The sequence below is a fragment of the Streptosporangium longisporum genome (assembly GCF_039534895.1).
Lineage (GTDB): Bacteria > Actinomycetota > Actinomycetes > Streptosporangiales > Streptosporangiaceae > Streptosporangium > Streptosporangium longisporum.
Map to the genome: position 1 here is coordinate 143,763 of NZ_BAAAWD010000009.1, position 17,083 is coordinate 160,845.

The 17,083-nt window shown below is 71.8% G+C and carries 14 protein-coding genes, 2 pseudogenes and 1 riboswitch; of the genes and pseudogenes, 10 read left to right on the top strand and 6 right to left on the bottom strand.

Going from position 1 to position 17,083, the window contains the following annotated elements; all coding sequences use genetic code 11:
• Nucleotides 1-9: 9 nt before the first annotated feature.
• The 3 genes from ABD832_RS18675 to ABD832_RS18685 all read right to left on the bottom strand — a co-directional run bounded on the left by ABD832_RS18675 (nucleotide 10) and on the right by ABD832_RS18685 (nucleotide 3,873).
• Entirely contained in the window at nucleotides 10-990 is a 981-nt protein-coding gene (locus tag ABD832_RS18675; protein WP_344896695.1) for an ABC transporter permease, read from the bottom strand.
• A gap of 127 nt (nucleotides 991-1,117) precedes the next feature.
• Nucleotides 1,118-2,878, bottom strand: coding sequence for an ABC transporter substrate-binding protein (locus tag ABD832_RS18680; protein ID WP_344896698.1), 1,761 nt, complete (start codon nucleotides 2,876-2,878; stop codon nucleotides 1,118-1,120).
• A 41-nt stretch (nucleotides 2,879-2,919) separates the two neighbouring features.
• The gene (locus ABD832_RS18685) at nucleotides 2,920-3,873 is read right to left on the bottom strand and encodes an ABC transporter permease (RefSeq protein WP_344896701.1); all 954 of its coding nucleotides are present in this window, start codon (nucleotides 3,871-3,873) and stop codon (nucleotides 2,920-2,922) included.
• A gap of 373 nt (nucleotides 3,874-4,246) precedes the next feature.
• Between ABD832_RS18685 and ABD832_RS18690 the strand changes: the two genes are divergently transcribed.
• The 6 genes and pseudogenes from ABD832_RS18690 (at nucleotide 4,247) to ABD832_RS18720 (ending at nucleotide 9,782) form a co-directional block, all read left to right on the top strand.
• Nucleotides 4,247-5,062, top strand: coding sequence for an oxygenase MpaB family protein (locus ABD832_RS18690; protein WP_344896704.1), 816 nt, complete (start codon nucleotides 4,247-4,249; stop codon nucleotides 5,060-5,062).
• A 125-nt stretch (nucleotides 5,063-5,187) separates the two neighbouring features.
• Nucleotides 5,188-5,318, top strand: a riboswitch (FMN riboswitch).
• A gap of 383 nt (nucleotides 5,319-5,701) precedes the next feature.
• Nucleotides 5,702-6,286 (top strand): annotated as a pseudogene (locus ABD832_RS18695) (riboflavin synthase); the annotation flags it as partial.
• Nucleotides 6,287-6,471: 185 nt separating this feature from the next.
• A pseudogene (locus ABD832_RS42175) lies at nucleotides 6,472-7,135 on the top strand (nicotinamide mononucleotide transporter family protein).
• On the top strand, nucleotides 7,132-8,346 hold the full coding sequence (locus tag ABD832_RS18710; protein WP_344896824.1) for a bifunctional 3,4-dihydroxy-2-butanone-4-phosphate synthase/GTP cyclohydrolase II: 1,215 nt from the start codon (nucleotides 7,132-7,134) through the stop codon (nucleotides 8,344-8,346). The pseudogene ABD832_RS42175 and the gene ABD832_RS18710 overlap by 4 nt, the downstream one beginning before the upstream one ends.
• Nucleotides 8,343-8,837 carry a 6,7-dimethyl-8-ribityllumazine synthase gene (gene ribH, locus ABD832_RS18715; protein WP_344896707.1) on the top strand — a complete coding sequence of 165 codons (495 nt, stop codon included), beginning with the start codon at nucleotides 8,343-8,345 and terminating at the stop codon, nucleotides 8,835-8,837. The genes ABD832_RS18710 and ribH overlap by 4 nt, the downstream gene beginning before the upstream one ends.
• A gap of 486 nt (nucleotides 8,838-9,323) precedes the next feature.
• A complete protein-coding gene (locus ABD832_RS18720) occupies nucleotides 9,324-9,782 on the top strand; it encodes a PH domain-containing protein (RefSeq protein ID WP_344896710.1) in 459 nt (152 codons plus the stop codon).
• Between the two features lie 75 nt (nucleotides 9,783-9,857).
• Here ABD832_RS18720 and ABD832_RS18725 read toward each other — a convergent pair whose 3' ends face one another.
• Both ABD832_RS18725 and ABD832_RS18730 read right to left on the bottom strand, forming a co-directional pair.
• Nucleotides 9,858-10,526 carry a potassium channel family protein gene (locus ABD832_RS18725; RefSeq protein ID WP_344896713.1) on the bottom strand — a complete coding sequence of 223 codons (669 nt, stop codon included), beginning with the start codon at nucleotides 10,524-10,526 and terminating at the stop codon, nucleotides 9,858-9,860.
• The gene (locus ABD832_RS18730; protein WP_344896716.1) at nucleotides 10,519-11,859 is read right to left on the bottom strand and encodes a TrkH family potassium uptake protein; all 1,341 of its coding nucleotides are present in this window, start codon (nucleotides 11,857-11,859) and stop codon (nucleotides 10,519-10,521) included. Before ABD832_RS18730 ends, ABD832_RS18725 begins: the two co-directional genes overlap by 8 nt.
• Before the next feature lie 159 nt (nucleotides 11,860-12,018).
• Here ABD832_RS18730 and ABD832_RS18735 point away from each other — a divergent pair, with 159 nt between their 5' ends.
• The 4 genes from ABD832_RS18735 (at nucleotide 12,019) to ABD832_RS18750 (ending at nucleotide 15,880) form a co-directional block, all read left to right on the top strand.
• Nucleotides 12,019-12,924: an AAA family ATPase gene (locus ABD832_RS18735; protein ID WP_344896719.1), complete on the top strand. Its 906-nt coding sequence runs from the start codon at nucleotides 12,019-12,021 to the stop codon at nucleotides 12,922-12,924.
• Nucleotides 12,908-14,059 carry a vWA domain-containing protein gene (locus ABD832_RS18740; protein WP_344896722.1) on the top strand — a complete coding sequence of 384 codons (1,152 nt, stop codon included), beginning with the start codon at nucleotides 12,908-12,910 and terminating at the stop codon, nucleotides 14,057-14,059. The genes ABD832_RS18735 and ABD832_RS18740 overlap by 17 nt, the downstream gene beginning before the upstream one ends.
• On the top strand, nucleotides 14,052-15,158 hold the full coding sequence (locus ABD832_RS18745) for an XdhC family protein (RefSeq protein WP_344896725.1): 1,107 nt from the start codon (nucleotides 14,052-14,054) through the stop codon (nucleotides 15,156-15,158). Before ABD832_RS18740 ends, ABD832_RS18745 begins: the two co-directional genes overlap by 8 nt.
• A gap of 143 nt (nucleotides 15,159-15,301) precedes the next feature.
• Nucleotides 15,302-15,880, top strand: a complete 579-nt coding sequence (locus tag ABD832_RS18750; RefSeq protein WP_344896827.1) for a nucleotidyltransferase family protein — start codon at nucleotides 15,302-15,304, stop codon at nucleotides 15,878-15,880.
• Between the two features lie 131 nt (nucleotides 15,881-16,011).
• Here the strand turns inward: ABD832_RS18750 and ABD832_RS18755 are convergent, their stop codons facing one another.
• The gene (locus ABD832_RS18755) at nucleotides 16,012-16,905 is read right to left on the bottom strand and encodes an endonuclease/exonuclease/phosphatase family protein (RefSeq protein ID WP_344896728.1); all 894 of its coding nucleotides are present in this window, start codon (nucleotides 16,903-16,905) and stop codon (nucleotides 16,012-16,014) included.
• Nucleotides 16,906-17,083: the final 178 nt, after the last annotated feature.

Sequence of the window (17,083 nt, forward strand, 5' to 3'; positions counted from 1 at the left end):
TCAGAACTCCTAACCCAGCCGCACGCGGGGGTCGATGAAGGCGTACAGGACGTCGACGATGATGTTGAAGAAGACGATCGCCCCGGCCGCCACGAGCACCGTTCCCATCAGCATGGGCAGGTCCGAGGTGTCCACCGCCTTGAGCGAGAGGCGCCCGAGCCCCTGCAGGCCGAAGGTGGTCTCGGTGATGATGGCCCCGCCGATCAGCGTGCCGAGGTCCACGCCGAAGATGGTGATGATGGGGGTGAGGGTACCTCGCAGGGCGAACCTCATCACCACGCTCCGGCCGGACATGCCCTTGGCGCGCGCGGTGCGGACGTAGTCCTCGCCGAGCTGCTCGACCATGGTCGAGCGCGTCATGCGGGTGTAGTTGGCGGTGAAGATGATCGCCAGCACCAGCCAGGGCAGCAACAGCCCACCGGCCCAGGCGATCGGGTTCTCGGTGAACGGCAGGTACTTGGGCTGGGCGAGGATCTGGCCCTTGTAGACGAGGAAGTACAGCGCGAGCGTGCCGATGAAGTAGATCTGCACGGAGGCGCCGATCAGGGACGACACGCTGGCGATCTTGTCCAGCGGCTTGCCCTGGCGCAGCGCGGCGACGATGCCGGTCAGGACGCCGAAGACCAGGAAGATGGCCGCGGCGCCGACGGTGAGGGAGACGGTGACCGGGAGCCGGTCCAGGATCGTCTCGAACACCGGCTCGCGGTTGACGAACGAGTACCCCAGGCAGGGGGCCGGGCAGCTGCCCAGTCCCTCGTACTCGCGGCCGACGAAGATGCCGGCCAGCCAGGCCACGAACTGGGCGAACAGCGGCTGGTCCAGTCCCAGGTTGTGCCGCGCCTGCTCCAGCAGGTCGGGCGGGCACACCTTGCCGCAGGCGAGCCTCGCGGGGTCGGCGGGCACCGCGAAGAAGAGGAAGAAGGTCACCGCGGAGATGATCACGAGGGTGACCACGGCGCCGAGCGTACGGCGAGTGATGAATGGAAGCATTGCCTGTTTCCCGAGATGACTGGGACCGCTGTGGGGGGCCGTGCGGCCCCTGGCCGCGGCCCCGCGGGAGGTCGTCTCCCCTCCCGCGGGACCGCGGCCGTCGGTGTCTCCTACGGCTTCGCGAGCGTCACTGCTTCACGAAGATCTGGTTCGGCGGGACGACCCACTGCTGCGGGTCGATCTCCACGCCGCCCACCTTGGAGCCGTGCAGGGTGTTGGCGATCCTGTTCTCGGCCACGACCAGCGGGGTGATGGTCTCCTGGATCTTCTTGTCGAGCGCCATCCACGCCTTGTTCTGGGCGTCGATGTCGGTCATCGCCATGATCTCCTCCATCTCCTTGGTCAGCGCCTCGTCCTTCAGGTGCGAGTAGTTCGGCGCTCCGTCGGCCACCGGGCCGAAGATGACGGGCATCACGGTCGAGCCGGACGGCCAGTCGGCACCCCAGCCGCCCCAGTAGAGGTCGAACTCGTTCTCGATCTTGCCGATCGAGTCGTAGTACGTCTTGCGGTCCAGCGGCTTGGCGACGACCTTGATGCCGGCCTTCTCCAGGGCGTTCTTGATCACCACGGTGACCTGCTCCTGGACCGGGGTCTGGTTGTAGGCGTAGACGATGGTCGGCGTCGGGTTGCCCGACTCGGCCAGCAGCTGCTTGGCCTTCTCCACGTCACCCTCGGGCTTGGTGGTCTTGCCGAACAGGTCGTAGGGCTCGTAGCCGACCGTGGTGTTCTCGTTGAGGATCGTGGTCGGCAGCGCGGCGGCCTGCGGGCCACCCATGACCTGCTGGATCTGCTTCGACGGCCACGCGTGGTTGATCGCCTGACGGACCTTGATGTCCTTCATGCGGTCGAGGTTGAAGTAGTAGTAGTTGCCGTACGGCGAGGGGCTCTTGAGCAGACGGCCGGCCAGGGACTGGTCGCCGAGCACCTGCTGCAGCCGCTCCGGGGGAACGGTCGCGTAGAAGGTGAAGGCGGTCTGGTCGGCGCCCGCGTCCGCCATCAGGCGGTCGGTGATCTGCAGGGCCTCCTGGCCGAACTCCAGGTGCCACTTGTCGGGGTAGGCGCCGCGGATCGGGTCGGTCGCCGGGTCCCAGTTGGGGTTGCGCTCGAGGTCGATGGTCTTGTCGACCACGTGGCTCTTGATGATGTACGGGCCGCTGGAGAAGGGCTCCTTGTCGTACTTCTCCTTGGTGTCCTTGGCCTTGGGCACGATGCCGTAGCCGCCCATCGCGAAGGCGTAGTTGGCGTCGGCGTGCGGCGTCTTGAACTTGTAGACGATCGTCTTGTCGTCCGGCGTCTCGATGTTGTCGAGGCGCTTGCCGTCATAGGGGCCCTGGTAGGCCTTCTTGTGGTCGACCTCGGTCAGCCACTGCTGGATGTAGGTGGGGCCCTGGGTGACGAACGAGGCGAACGTCCGCTCCATGCTCCACTTGACGTCCTCGGACGTGATCGGCGTGCCGTCCTGCCACTTCACGCCGTCCTTGAGGGTGAAGGTCCAGGTCTTGCCGCCGTCGGAGGCGGTGCCCGCGTCGGTGGCCAGGTCGCCGACCAGCTTGTAGTCGCCCTTGGCGACCCGCTTGTAGCCGGTCAGGCCGCGGTTGATCAGGAGGGAGAAGTTGGTCTCGGTGTTGACGTAGAGCTGGGCCGGGTCCATGTGGGAGAAGTCGTCACGGTCCATCATCGTGACGGTGCCGCCCTTGACGACGCCCTCCGGCTCGACGGCGGGACCTTTGGAGTCGTCCGCCGTGCCGACCGTGATCGTCGGCGGCTTGAACGGCTCGGCCGAGGGGGCGGCCGCGCCGGAGGAGCCGCTGGGGGCGGCGGGGGCCCCCTGGTTGCCCTCGGCGCACGCGCTGGTGAATGCGAGCGCGCTTATGGCGAATACGGCCATCGCTGACCGCGTACGGACTGTCATCTCACTCCTATTCGGATCTAACGCTTGAGCTTGGGATCGAAGGCGTCGCGGATCGAGTCACCCAGAAGGTTGAACGCGATCACGAAGATCAGCAGAGCTGCGCCCGGGAAGATGAGGTAGGTGATGTCGTTCCGGTAGACCTCGGTGCCGCGCAGGAACATCCGGCCCCAGTCGGGGATGGGCTCGATCATGCCGACGCCCAGGAAGGAGAGCGCGGCCTCGGACGTCACCAGCGCCGGCAGCAGCAGCGTCGACTGGATCAGGATGGGCGTCCACAGGTTCGGCAGCAGCTCCTTGAAGATGATCCGGAACGGGGAGGCGCCGGTGACCCGGGCGGCCTCGACGAACTCCCGCTCGCGCAGCGAGAGCACCTGGCCGCGCAGCAGCCGCGCCAGCCCGGCCCAGCCGAAGACGGTGAGCACGATCACGAGCGTGACCGCGCGCAGCCAGACCGGCGTCTCCTCGTCGGAGGCGACGAAGAGGTTCTCCACCACCGGCATGAACGCGATGATGAACAGCACCGAGGGGAACGACAGCAGGATGTCGATCAGGCGGCCGATCAGGTAGTCGGTCCTGCCTCCGGTGTACCCGGCGACGATGCCCATCACGATGCCGATGCAGGTCGTGATGATCGTGGCGGCCACCGCGATCGACAGTGAGGTCCTGATGCCGTAGACGAGCTGCATGAACACGTCCCGGCCCAGGTTCGGCTCGATGCCGAACCAGAACTCCGAGCTGATGCCGCCGTTGGGCCGGATCGGGTAGCCGAAGTCGTTCAGCAGGCCCGGGGTGTCCTGGCCGTACAGGACGTAGGGGTCCTTGCCGTAGAGCCAGGAGATGACCGGCGCGAGGATGGCCACGAGGAAGAAGAAGATCACCACGCCGGCCGAGACGAGCCCGGTGCGGTCGCGGCGGAAGCGCAGCCACATCAGCTGGCCGGGGGAGCGGCCCACCGTCTCCGGTGTCTTCACCGCGGAGGGCTCCCCGATCGTGGTCGCGGCTGGTGCAGGGATGGTCATCGTTCGGGTGCCCCCAACGAGCATGGCTGAGCGGGATCCTTGGAACCATCGCAAAACAGTCGAGGTCAAATCAATGGTCTACCCGTTACTCATTTTATTGTTGTGCAATTTCCACCTGTTTGTAGCTTCAATTCCGTTGACGTACCCAGGGGGTGAGATGCCACAATTAAGGCACCTAAAGGCTGCTTTTCACGGATCTGTGACACACCCATGACGTGGTGGTGACACCCCGGTCCCGATCCCGTCCCGCTCGTGTCACGGACCCGGGACAAAGGTGTCCGGCCCTCCGGGTAGGGTAACTACCCGCTTACGAGGGAGGTGGCGCATGGATCACGGACTGTTCGGTCCGGAGTCGGCGACCTGGAAGGTGATGGGGGAGCCGATCCTGCTCGTCGGGGGTTTCCGGGCGTTGCTGATGCAGGGGCTGCATCCTCGTGCCATGCGCGGGGTCGCGCAGAACTCCGCGCTGATGGACCCCGCGGAGGCGTGGTCCCGCTTCCTGCGCACCACCGAGTTCGTACGGGTACGCACCTACGGTACGACCGAGGAGGTCGCCCGCGCAGGGGCCAGGGTCAGAAAGATTCACGCCGGCCTCACCGCCCTCGATCTCGACACCGGCGAGCGGTTCCGTCTCGACGACCCGGCCGCCCTGCTGTGGGTGCACGTCGGGGAGGTCGACTCCTACCTCTCGGTGGCCCGCAGGGCCGGGGTGCGGCTGAGCGACTCCGAGGCCGACCGGTTCGTGGCCGAGTGGCGCCGCGCCGCCGAGGTCGTCGGCCTGCGGCCCGAGGACGTGCCCGGCTCGGTCGGCGAGATGGACGACTACATCCGGGCCTGCCGGCCGGGGCTGTACTTCGCGCCCGAGGTGCCCCACCCGCTGCGGCAGTCGCTCAACGCCCCGCTCCCGGCCAAGCTGACCGCGCTCAAGCCGATGTTCCCGCTGATCACCCTGCTCGCCTTCGCCACCCTGCCGCGCTGGGCCCGCAGGCTGTACGGGCTGCCCGGCAGCCCGCTGGGCGACCTGTGGGCGACGGCCTCGCTGCGGGCGCTGCACACCGGGATCGGCCTGGTGCCCGCCCCGGTGCGCTACTCCCCGGACGCGCGCAGGGCCCGCAGGACGATCTCCGAGCGCGCGGCCTGACGTCCTCCGGCGTGCTCTCCTGGTCCGAATCCTGGACTCTCGTGTGGCGTGGTTTGCCGTACATGGCACACTGGTGTACGGAAAGGCCGGGCCGCTGCGCGGTCCGCCTTCCGTGACAGTGCGAGCAGCGTGCTCCGGGGTCGGTGAAATTCCGAGCCGGCGGTTACAGTCCGCGACCCGGTCGATGCCATCGACCGGTTGACCTGGTGGAACTCCAGGACCGACGGTTAAAGTCCGGATGGGAGGAAGCGCGCGAGCGGAGTGTGCCTTCGGGCACCCTCCGCTTATCGGGTGTACGCACCCGTCGATCCCCGGGGCCGCCGTGGCAGAAAGCTACTGGCGAGTAGGAGACCTCGGGTGACTGATCCGGCGCTGAGGCGCCGGGCGGCCGGGCACGTCCCTCACGGACACGGCACCGCCGCCCCCCACCACCGTCCGCCCGGCCGCACAGGCCCCGGCGCCCTTCGCACGTGGCGCGTCCGCCCGTGGCCCCGCGGCGTCCCCGGCGTCCCCGGCGTCCCCATTGCCTCCGGCGCCCTCGTCGCGCCGTGCCCGGAGCCCTCCGGGGCCGGCGGCCGCCCCCCGCTTCCGCCCCCGGGCGTTCCCCCGTTCCCCGACGGCCCCCCGAAGGAGTCGTGAATGTTCACCGGAATCGTCGAAGAACTCGGCGAGATCGCCGGGATCGAGCCGCTGACCGACGCGGCCCGGCTGTCGATCCGCGGCGGGACGGTCACCGCCGACGCCGGGCACGGTGACTCGATCGCGGTCAACGGCGTCTGCCTGACCGTGGTGGACGTGCGCGGCGAGGTGTTCACCGCCGACGTGATGAAGGAGACCCTGGACCGCAGCTGCCTGGGCGCGCTGGAGACCGGCTCCCCGGTCAACCTGGAGCGCGCGGTCCGCGCCGACCAGCGACTGGGCGGCCACATCGTGCAGGGCCACGTGGACGGCACCGGGATGCTGCTCGCGCGCGAGCCCGCCGAGCACTGGGAGATCGTCCGGATCTCCCTGCCGCCCGGGCTGGACCGCTACGTGGTCGAGAAGGGCTCGATCGCCGTCGACGGCGTCAGCCTGACCGTGATGGACGTCGACCGCGACGGCTTCGCCGTCAGCCTGATCCCCACCACCCTGCGCCTGACCACCCTCGGCGCCAAGGGCCTCGGCGACCCGGTGAACCTCGAGGTGGACGTGATCGCCAAGCACGTGGAGAAGCTGGTCGGCGCCTACACCGCGGCTCCCTCCCCTGAGGCCCCCTCGTCCGCGGCTCCCTCACCCGGGGCTTCCTCGTCCGCGGCTCCTTCGTCCGGGGCTTCCTCGCCCGCGGCGGGCGGGCGCAGCGGCGGCAACGGCGGCAGCGGCGGCAACGGCGGCAACGGCGGCAACGGCGCGACCGTGCGGGGAGGCGTGTCGTGAACTGGGCCCAGGCGGGATTCATGGTCCTGGGGACCAAGGTGCTCTGGACCGACCTGGTCGGGAACGTGGCCGCGCTGGCCACGGTGCTGCTGGCGATGCGCAAGTCGCTGTGGACCTGGCCGGTCCAGCTCACCGCCTCGGTGCTGCTGCTGGCCGCCTCCATCAGCGCGAGCCTCACCGGCAACGCCCTCAAGCAGGTCATGTTCGGCGCGCTGGCCGTGTACGGCTGGTGGCGCTGGTCGCGCGGCACCCGGGACGGCCAGGAGCTGCCGGTACGCCCCGCCACCGGGCACGAGCGGCTCGTCCTGGCCACGGTCATGATCGCGGGCACCGCCGTGGTGGCCGTGTTCTTCTTCCTCACCGGCCTGTCCTGGGGCGCGCACGCCCCCCCTGCCCAAGGGCTACTTCCTGGTCGCCGCGGACGCCTACATCTTCGTCGGCAGCGCCGTCGCCACTTGGGCCCAGGGCCGCGCCCTGGTCGACTTCTGGATCATCTGGGTCGCCGTGGACCTGGTGGGCGTGCCGCTGGCCTTCAGCTCCGGGCTCGTCGTCTCGGGGACCGTCTACGGACTGTTCTTCGTGCTCGTCCTGATCGGATTCGTCAACTGGCTCAAGGAGTACCGGTCCCGGACCGTGCTCGTCCCCGAGGAGGCCGTGTGACCACGCTGGACCCCATCGAGCGCGCGATCGCCGACATCCGCGAGGGCAGGGCCGTCGTGGTCGTCGACGACGAGAACCGCGAGAACGAGGGCGACCTCATCTTCGCCGCGTCCGCGGCCACGCCGGAGCTGCTCGCCTTCACCGTCAGGCACAGCAGCGGCGTGATCTGCGTGTCGATGCGCGGTGACGACCTCGACAGGCTCGGCCTGCCGCTGATGGTGCGCGACAACCAGGAGAGCCTGCGCACCGCGTACACGATCAGCGTGGACGCACGCGACGGGGTCGGCACCGGCATCTCCGCCGCGGACAGGGCCAGGACCATCCGCACCCTGTGCGACCCGGAGACCGGGCGGACCGACCTGGTACGGCCCGGCCACGTCTTCCCGCTGCGCTACCGCGAGGGCGGCGTGCTGGCCAGGCGCGGTCACACCGAGGCGGCCGTGGACCTGGCCAGGCTCGCCGGGCTGAGCGAGGCGGGCGCGCTCGCCGAGGTCGTCAACGACGACGGGACCATGATGCGCCTGCCGGAGCTGCGCGTCTTCTGCGACGAGCACGACCTGGCGCTGGTCTCGATCGAGCAGCTCGTGGAGTTCAGGCGGCGGACCGAGCGGATGGTGACCCGGGTCGCCGAGACGAGGCTGCCCAACAGGTTCGGCGTCTGGCGGGCCTACGGCTTCGCCAGCTCCCTGGACGGCGGCGAGCACCTGGCCCTGGTCTTCGGCGACATCGACGACGGCGAGAACGTCCTGGTCCGGGCGCACTCCGAGTGCCTGACCGGGGACGTGCTCGGCTCGCTGCGCTGCGACTGCGGGGTCCAGCTGGAGCACGCGATGTCGCGGATCGCCGCCGAGGGACGGGGTGTGATCGTCTACCTGCGCGGCCACGAGGGACGCGGGATCGGGCTGCTGGCCAAGCTGCGGGCCTACAGCCTCCAGGACGGCGGGAGCGACACCGTCGACGCCAACCTGGAGCTCGGGCTGCCGGTGGACGCGCGGGAGTTCTCCAACGCCGGGCAGATCCTCGCCGACCTGGGCGTGAAGTCGGCCCGGCTGCTGACCAACAACCCGGCCAAGCTGCGCGGCATGGACGGCTACGGCGTCAAGGTGCTCGGCCGTGAGCCCATGCCGGTGGCGATGAACCCGTACAACGAGAAGTACCTGTCGGCCAAGCGCGACCGCCTCGGCCACGACATTCCCCGGGAGGACACATGAGCGGTACCGGACGACCGGCGGCGTCGGCCGTCGAGGCCGGCGGGCTGACCCTCGGGCTGGTCGCCGCCCGCTGGCACGGGCAGATCACCGATCAGCTCGTGGCGCGGGCCGTGCAGGCCGGACGGGACAGCGGCGCGGAGGTGACGGTGGTCCGGGTGGCCGGATCGCTGGAGATCCCGGTGGTGGCCCAGGCGCTGGCCCGGCGGTGCGACGCGGTCGTGGCCCTGGGCGCGGTGATCCGCGGTGAGACCGCCCATTTCCAGTACGTCTGCGACTCCGTCACCTCCGGCCTGACCCGGATCTCCCTGGACGAGGAGGTGCCGATCGGCAACGGCGTGCTGACCTGCGACTCGCTGGAGCAGGCCGTCGACCGGTCGGGCGTGCCCGGCAGCCACGAGGACAAGGGGTACGAGGCCACCGTCGCGGCGCTGGAGACGGCGCTGCTGCTGAGGGAACTGCGCTCGCAGAAGACCGTCACGGCGGGCTTCTGACGCGACGGCCGGAGATCCGCGCCACCGGCCCGGTCACGCGACCGGGCCGGAGGCCGAGGGACCGGGGCGGTCGGGACGGCCGAGGTAGCGGGGGTGGCCGGGGTGGCCGACGCGGCCGGGGCGGGGTGGCAGGGGACCGAGGTGGCCGAGGCGGGGTGGCAGGGGCCGGGGCGGCCGGGGCGGGGCGCGTGACCGGGCGGTCACCGGTGGCCGTGCCCCCGCGTGCCCCCGTGTGCTCCGGTGTGCCGTGCGGTGCCGTGCGGTGCCGTGCGGTGCCGTGCGGTGCCGCTCCCGTCGTGCCGTGCGACGGGGCGGGCACGGCCGTGCGATAGGTTTCCATCGGCGCCGTGACCGGCCGTCGGCGCCACGACCGGTCGTCGCGGCCGTCGCGGCCGTTCCGGCCGCCGGTCCGCCGAGGGCGCCCGTTCCCCCGAGGACGCAGGTTTTCCGCAGGCGCCGGTTCTTCCGAAGGATCGTGATCTGACAGTGAGCCCGGAGAGCGTCTCCCCGCCCCCGCTGCCCGTCGTGTGGCGGCCGAGGAACGGGCGGATCGCGGCCTACGGCTTCGCGAGCGTGATCGTCGTCGGCGCGGTGCTGATGGCGGTCTTCCTGCCCGATCCGTTCACCCTGGCCGACAGGATCGCGATGACCTTGCTCGGCCTCGTGATCGCCGGGGTCCTCCACCTGCTGGGACGATGCCGCGTGGAGGCCGACGAGCGGGGGATCGCCGTCGTCAACCCGCTGCGGGTGCACCGCTACGAGTGGTCGCAGGTGCTGGGGGTCAGCCTGACCGAGAGCGAGCCGTGGGCGAAGATCGACTTCACCGACGGCGTCACCGTGGGGGCCATGGGCATGCAGGGGTCGGAGAAGGAGCGCACCGCCCGCCAGGTCCGTGAGCTGTCCGCCCTCATCAGGCGGCACGGGGAGGCCCCGGAGGCCCGCTGAGTCGTCCGGGCCGTCCGGGTCGTCCGGGTCCCGCCGGTCCGGGTCGTCCGGGTCCCGCCGGTCCGGGGACGGTGCTCAGGTCTCCTCGGCGAACCGCTCCGCGCTGGTGGTCTCGCCCGCCACGAGCAGGGTGTCGCCGTTCTGGATCAGGGTGTCGGAGGCGGCGTAGGTGAACCCGGTGCCGGGTTTCTTGATCCCGACCACGGTGACTCCGTACTCGCTGCGGATCCCCAGCGAGCCGAGGGTCTTGCCGTCCGCCCAGCGCGGCGCCATGGTCTTGATCATGGCGTACCCCTCGTCGACCTCCACGTAGTCGAGCATCCGCCCGGTGACGAGGTGCGCGACCCGCTCGCCCATGTCGTGCTCGGGCTGCACCACGTGGTGCGCGCCGACCCGCCGCAGGATGCGGCTGTGCTGCAGGCTGATCGACTTGGCCCAGATGGAGGTCACCTCCAGGTCGGCCAGGATCGAGGTGGTCAGGATGCTCGCCTCGATGTCGGTGCCGATACCGACCACGGCCCTGCCGAACTCGCCGATGCCGAGCTGGGCCAGGGCGTCGGGATCGGTGGAGTCGGCGCTCACCACGTGGGTGAGGCGTCCGGAGAAGTGCTGCACGTTCTTGGGGTCGTTGTCCACCCCCAGCACCTCGATGTCCCGTCCCACCAGCTCCATCGCCAGGGCGCCGCCGAACCGGCCCAGGCCGATCACCGCGACCGCTTCGTGGCGGTTTCTCTTGTCAACCAACGAGGGGACCCTCCTCCGGGTATCGGAACCGACGGGTCTGCACGTGCAGTGCCAGCGCGGCGCCCAGCGTCACCGGCCCGAGCCGTCCCACGAACATGAGGATGGTCAGGACCAGGTGCCCCTCGGTGCCCATCTGGGTGGTGATCCCCGTCGACAACCCGACCGTGCCGAAGGCGGAGACCACCTCGAACAGTACGCGGTCGAGGTTGAACGGGGTGACCGCCATCAGGACGAGCGTGCCGACGGTGACCGACGCCACGCTCAGCAGGGCGATCGTCAGGGCCTGGCGCTGCAGCTGCTCGGGGATGCGGCGGCGGCCCGCCGTGACGTCCGGCTCGCCGCGCAGCTCGGCGAGGATCACGAACCCCAGGAGCGCGAACGTGGTCACCTTGATGCCGCCCCCGGTGCTCGCGCTGCCCGCCCCGATGAACATCAGCACGTCGCTGATCAGCCAGGACTTCTCGTCCATCTGCGAGGTGTCCACCGAGTTCAGCCCGCCGCTGCGGGTCATCACGCTGTGGAAGAACCCGGCCATGACCCGCAGGCCCGGAGGGAGGTCGCCCATCGTCCTCGGGTTGTTCCACTCGGTGGCGGTGATGGCCAGTGCGCCGCCGAACAGCAGGACGGCGGTCATCCCCAGTGTGATCTTGGTGTGCAGGCTCCAGCGCGCCGGGCGGCGCCAGTGCTCGCGCAGCACGGCGTACACGGGGAAGCCGAGACCCCCGGCGACCACCGCCAGCATGAGCGGGATGCAGATCCACGGATCGCGGGCGAACCTCATCATGCTGTCCGGCCAGAGCGCGAACCCGGCGTTGGTGAACGTCGAGACCGCGTGGAAGACCCCGTAGTACACGGCCCGGCCGACCGGCTCCCCGTACCCGACCACGAAGCGGACGGCGAGCACGGTGGCGGTCAGCACCTCGGCGACCAGGGTGACCTTGGCGACCCCCACGATCACCTGGCGCACGTCGCCGGGCCCCAGGGTCTTGGTCTCGGCCTGGGTGTTCAGACGCGCCCGCAGGCCGAGCTTCCCGGAGACGATCACCGCGAGGATCGAGGAGAGCGTCATGATCCCGAAGCCGCCGATCTGCATCAGCACCATCAGCACGACCTCGCCGAAGACCGACCAGTGCGCCGCGGTGTCGTGCACGGCGAGCCCGGTCACGCACACCGCCGAGGTCGCGGTGAACAGCGCGGACGTCAGCGACGCCGCCGCGCCCCCCTCGGTCGCGATCGGCAGCGCGAGCAGCCCCGCCCCGGTGAGGACCGCGGCCAGGAACGCCAGCACGACGACCCGGGACGGGGTGTTGATCTGGTCGAGCAGGTTCTTCACAGACGGCGACAATACTTCTTCGAAGGGACCGGCAGAACGCCCGCCGTCATCCCGTTCCCACGATCGTCCGGCCGCGTCCGGCGCCGCCGGCCCGTGATCTGGTCCGGCCGGTTCGCCGGCGGGGCACGCCGGGACGTGTGACCGGCGTAGCCTGAGGTGGTGGTGAGGCGGACAATCGAGGCATCCGACGTGGAATCGCCCGAGCAGCTTGCGGAGCTGCTCGCCGGGCAGGCCTATCTGGCGGGCGAGGGGCTCGTCACGGCGGCCTTCCTGGCGCTGAGGATGGGCCGCCCGCTGCTGCTGGAGGGCGAGGCGGGCGTCGGCAAGACCGAGCTGGCCAGGACCCTGGCGGCGGTGCTCGGGGCCCCGCTGATCCGCCTGCAGTGCTACGAGGGGCTCGACGCCTCCCAGGCGCTCTACGACTGGGACTTCGCCCGCCAGCTCCTGCACCTGAAGGCCGCCGAGGCGGGCGGGGTGACCGACGCCGCCCGGCTGGAGGGGGAGGTGTACGACCGGCGCTTCCTGATCGCCAGGCCGCTGCTGAAGGCGATCGAGACGCACCCCGCGGTGCTGCTCATCGACGAGGTGGACCGGGCCGACGTGGAGTTCGAGGCGATCCTGCTGGAGGTGCTCTCGGACTTCGCGATCTCCGTCCCGGAGCTCGGCACGATCCGCGCCGACGTCCCCCCGGTGGTGGTGCTGACCTCCAACCGCACCCGCGAGGTGCACGACGCGCTCAAGCGGCGCTGCCTCTACCACTGGCTGGAGCACCCCTCCTTCGAACGGGAGGTGGCGATCCTGCGCAGGCGGCTCCCGGAGTGCTCGCGGATCCTGGCCGAGCAGGTGGCCACGGCGACCGGGCGGCTCAGGAAGGCCGATCTGATCAAGCCGCCGGGGATCGCCGAGACCCTCGACTGGACCGAGGCCCTGATGGCCCTCGGCGCGCGCGAGCTCCGAGAGCTCGACCCCGGCCTGGCCGCCGCCAGCCTGGGCGCCCTGCTCAAGCACCGGGAGGACCACGAGACGGTGCTCGGGAACGGACTCCTCGGTGCGTCCCGCGGCTGAGGGACCCGGGCCGGACCTCGCCGGGCCGGACCTCGCCGGTGCCGGGCCGGACCTGGTGCGGGTGATGACCGGTTTCGCCAGGACCCTGCGGGCCGCCGGGGTGCCGGCCGACCACGAGCGCACCCAGGGGCTGCTCCGCGCCCTGTCGCACCTGGACGCCTCGCGTCCCGGCGACGTGTACTGGGCCGGGCGCCTCACCCTCTGCGCCTCGGCCGACGACCTTCCCCGCTACGACCGGGTCTTCGCGGCCTACTTCGGCGGGCGGAGCGCGTCCCGGGCGAGACCCGCGACGATCACCGTCACCCGGCACACCGCGGCCCATCCCGGGGCCGCTCCCGAGCCGGACGGCGGCGCCGAGCCCCCCGCCCTGGCGGCGACCGCGAGCGCGACGGAGGTGCTGCGCACCCGGGACGTGGCCGCGATGACGGGACCGGAGCTGGCCGAGGTGCACCGGCTGCTCGCCCTGCTGCGGGCGGGACGGGAGCGGCGCCGGTCGCGCCGGTTCAGGCCCTCGCGCCGGGGACGGCTGGACGGCAGGGCCACGGTCCGCGAGAGCCTGCGCCGGGGCGGCGAGACCGCCGGGCTCCGCCACCGCGAGCACCGCACCAGGCCCCGCCGGGTCGTGCTGCTGGTCGACGTCAGCGGCTCCATGACCCCGTACGCGGACACGCTGCTCCGCCTGGCCCACGCGCTGGTCAGGTCCGAGCCCCGGGCCACCGAGGTGTTCAGCGTGGGCACCCGGCTGACCCGGCTCACCGCCGAGCTGCGCCACCGCGACCCGGCGGCCGCGATGAACGCCGTCTCCCGGGCCGTCCCCGACTGGAGCGGCGGCACCCGGCTGGGCGAGGAGCTGCGCCGGTTCCTGACGCGGAGCGACGCCGCCGGGGCGACGGTGGTGATCGCCTCCGACGGCTGGGAGCGCGGCGGCGCGGAGCTGCTGGGGACGCAGATGGCCCGGCTGTCCCGTACGGCGCACCGGGTGGTGTGGGTGAACCCGCACAAGGGCCGGGACGGCTACGAGCCGCTCACGGCCGGGATGCGGGCCGCCCTGCCGTACATCGACGACTTCGTGGCCGGGCACAGCCTGGCCGCCTTCGAAGAGCTGGCGGCACTGCTGGGAGGCACCCGTGCGTGATGTGTTGTCGCAGGTCCTGAGCTGGTGGGAGGCCGGGGAGACGTTCGGCCTGGCCACCGTGGTGGACACCTTCCGCAGCGCGCCCCGCCCGCCGGGGGCGTCCATGGCGGTGCTCGGCGAGGAGGCCGAGGGCAGCGTCTCGGGCGGCTGCGTCGAGGGCGCCGTCTACGAGCTGGCCCGGGAGGTGGTCTCCTCGGGCACCCCCGTGCTGCAGCGGTACGGGGTGAGCGACGACGACGCCTTCTCCGTCGGGCTGACCTGCGGCGGCATCCTGGACGTGTTCGTCGAGCCGGTCTCCCGGCACACCTTCCCCGAGCTGGGGTCGGTCGCCGCGTCGGTGCTCGGGCACGAACCGGTGGCGGTCGCGACCGTCCTGTCCGGACCGGGCACGGTGGGCGCCCGCCGGGTGATCTGGCCGGACCGCTCCGGCGGGTCGCTGGGCGTGGCCCGGCTGGACGCCGCGGTGGACGACGACGCGCGCGGCATGCTGGCCCAGGGCCTGACGGGCGTGCGCAGGTACGGTGCCCAGGGACAGCGGCGCCTCGACGAGCTGGCGGTCTTCGTCCAGTCCTTCGCGCCGCCGCCCCGGATGCTGATCTTCGGCGCGATCGACTTCGCCGCCGCGGTCGCCCGGGTCGGCAAGTTCCTCGGGTACCACGTGGTCGTCTGCGACGCCCGGCCGGTCTTCACCACGGCCAAGCGCTTCCCCGAGGCCGACGAGGTGATCGTCAAGTGGCCGCACGACTACCTCGTCTCGGCAGCGGTGGACGAGCGGACCGCGATCTGCGTGCTCACCCACGATCCGAAGTTCGACGTCCCGCTGCTGGAGGTGGCCCTGCGCACCCCGGCCGGGTACGTCGGCGCGATGGGCTCGCGCCGCACGCACGAGGACCGGCTGGCCCGGCTCGCGCGGGCGGGCCTGGGGGAGGCCGAGCTCGCCCGGCTCCGCTCGCCGATCGGCCTGGACCTGGGTGCGCGTACGCCCGAGGAGACCGCGATCTCCATCGCCGCCGAGCTGATCCAGCTGCGCTGGGGAGGTTCGGGCCGCCCGCTCACCGACGGCTCCGGCCGGATCCACCGGGACGGGCCGGGGACGTGAGCGCGGCGCGGGAGCCCGGGGGGCAGGCGGGCGCGGAACCGGCCGACATGACCGGCCCGACCGGCCCGGACGAGTCGGACGGGTCGGCCGAGGACGCCCGGGAGGCCAGGGGGACCGGGGAGGCCGGCGACGCCGGGGAACGGGTGAGCGTGGGCCTGCTGCTGGCCGCCGGGTCGGGTTCGCGGCTCGGCACGCCCAAGGCGCTGGTGGAGTTCCGCGGGGAGCGGCTGGTGGACCGGGGGGTCAGGGCGCTGCGCGAGGGCGGCTGCCGGTCCGTGATCGTGGTGCTCGGGGCCGCCGGTACGCGGGTGCCGGGCGCGGTCACCGTCCACAACCCTGAGTGGGCCTCGGGGATGGGCTCCTCGCTGCGCACCGGCCTGGAGGCGGTCCCCGGCACGGCCGCGCACGTGGTGATCGCCCTGGTGGACCAGCCGTTCGTCGGGTCGCGGGCGGTGCGGCGGCTCATCCGGGCCGCCGGGCGGGGCGCCTCGGTCGCCGTGGCCACCTACGCGGGGGAGCGGCGCAACCCGGTGCTGATCGCCAGGGAGCACTTCGCGGAGGTCGCCCGGCTCGCGACCGGCGACGCCGGTGCCCGCCCCTTCCTGCGGGCCCGTGCCGGGCTGGTCGTCGCGGTGCCCTGTGACGACGTCGCCGACCCCGCCGACATCGACACCCCCGCGGACCTGGCCGCCCTGCGGGCCCGCGCCGGCCCCGCGACCTGACCCCGGCCCGCTCCGGTCTCACGCCACGGACGCCCGTACCGGCCCCGCGATCTGACCCTGAGCCGCTCCGGTCTCACGCCACGGACGCCGGGACCGATCTCGCCGCTCCGGCCGGACCCCGGTGGGGGCGGTCAGGTGCCCAGCCGCAGGGAGGCGACGGCGGCCCGGTGGTCGCTGCCCGTGGCGGGCTCGACGCCCGCGCTGGTCGCGGTCATCCCCCGGTAGAGGATGTGGTCGGGCCGGGTGACCGGGAAGGCGGACGGCCAGGTGAACCCGAACCCCCTGCCGGCCTCCTGCTGGGCGTCCGAGAGCGGCGGCACCAGGCCGGTCCGCTTGCGGTCGGTGGTGGCGGTGTTGAGGTCGCCGAGCAGCAGCAGGCGCGGGCTGTCGTCCTTGTCGATCATCCGGCGCGCGTAGGCCAGGGTCTCGTCGCGCTGGCTCGTCCGGCCCGGCCGGGCCGAGGCGAGGTGCATGACGTAGACGGTGACCCTGCCCTTGGGGGTGACGACCACCGCGCGCAGCGCGCGGGCCCAGTCCAGGCCGATGTCGGCCTTGCGCGCCTCGGCGATCGGGAAGCGGCTCCACAGGCCGACCGTGGCGATCCGGTAGCGGTGCGGGAAGCGGGCGTCGAGCTCCTCGGCCGCCGGGCCGCCCGCGGTCAGCTCCTGCGCCGCGACCAGGTCACGCCCCCTGGAGACCGCCCGTATCGCGTCGGCCGAGTCGCCGTTGGTCGCGCCCACGTTGATGGTGGCGACCGACAGGTCGCTGGGGCCTCCGGGCGGGGTGCGCAGGAACGCCGGGCCGAACATGACCCCCCACACGGTCGCGGGGAGCAGCGCCGCGCAGATCACCCGCCAGGACCGGGTGGCCAGCGCGCAGACCAGCAGGACCGGCACGGCCAGGCCGAGCCAGGGCAGCAGGCTCTCCAGCACGGGGGTGAACCCGCCCAGCTCGGGCAGGAGGCGATGCCCCCCGAGGGTCAGCGCCAGTGCCCCCGCCGCCACGACGATCGATTGCCTCAGCACACCGCTCCTCGTCCGTTCCCGCCGGGTTCCGCCGGGGCCGCCCTGCCCCGGAATGCGTAGGCTACCGGCCCGGAGGCGAGGGTGCGGGGCTTGGTGTGCGGGCGGTGAGTCGATAGCCTTTGTTGCCGAGACAACGGAACAACATTCGGTTTTGTCGCGCTGCGGAAGGACGATCCCA

Bases quoted from the DNA above. Each gene is read 5' to 3' on its own strand.
- ABD832_RS18690 (WP_344896704.1), top strand. From the start codon at position 4,247: ATGGATCACGGACTGTTCGGTCCGGAGTCGGCGACCTGGAAGGTGATG.
- ribH (WP_344896707.1), top strand. From the start codon at position 8,343: ATGAGCGGTACCGGACGACCGGCGGCGTCGGCCGTCGAGGCCGGCGGG.
- ABD832_RS18675 (WP_344896695.1), bottom strand. From the start codon at position 990: ATGCTTCCATTCATCACTCGCCGTACGCTCGGCGCCGTGGTCACCCTC.
- ABD832_RS18680 (WP_344896698.1), bottom strand. From the start codon at position 2,878: ATGGCCGTATTCGCCATAAGCGCGCTCGCATTCACCAGCGCGTGCGCC.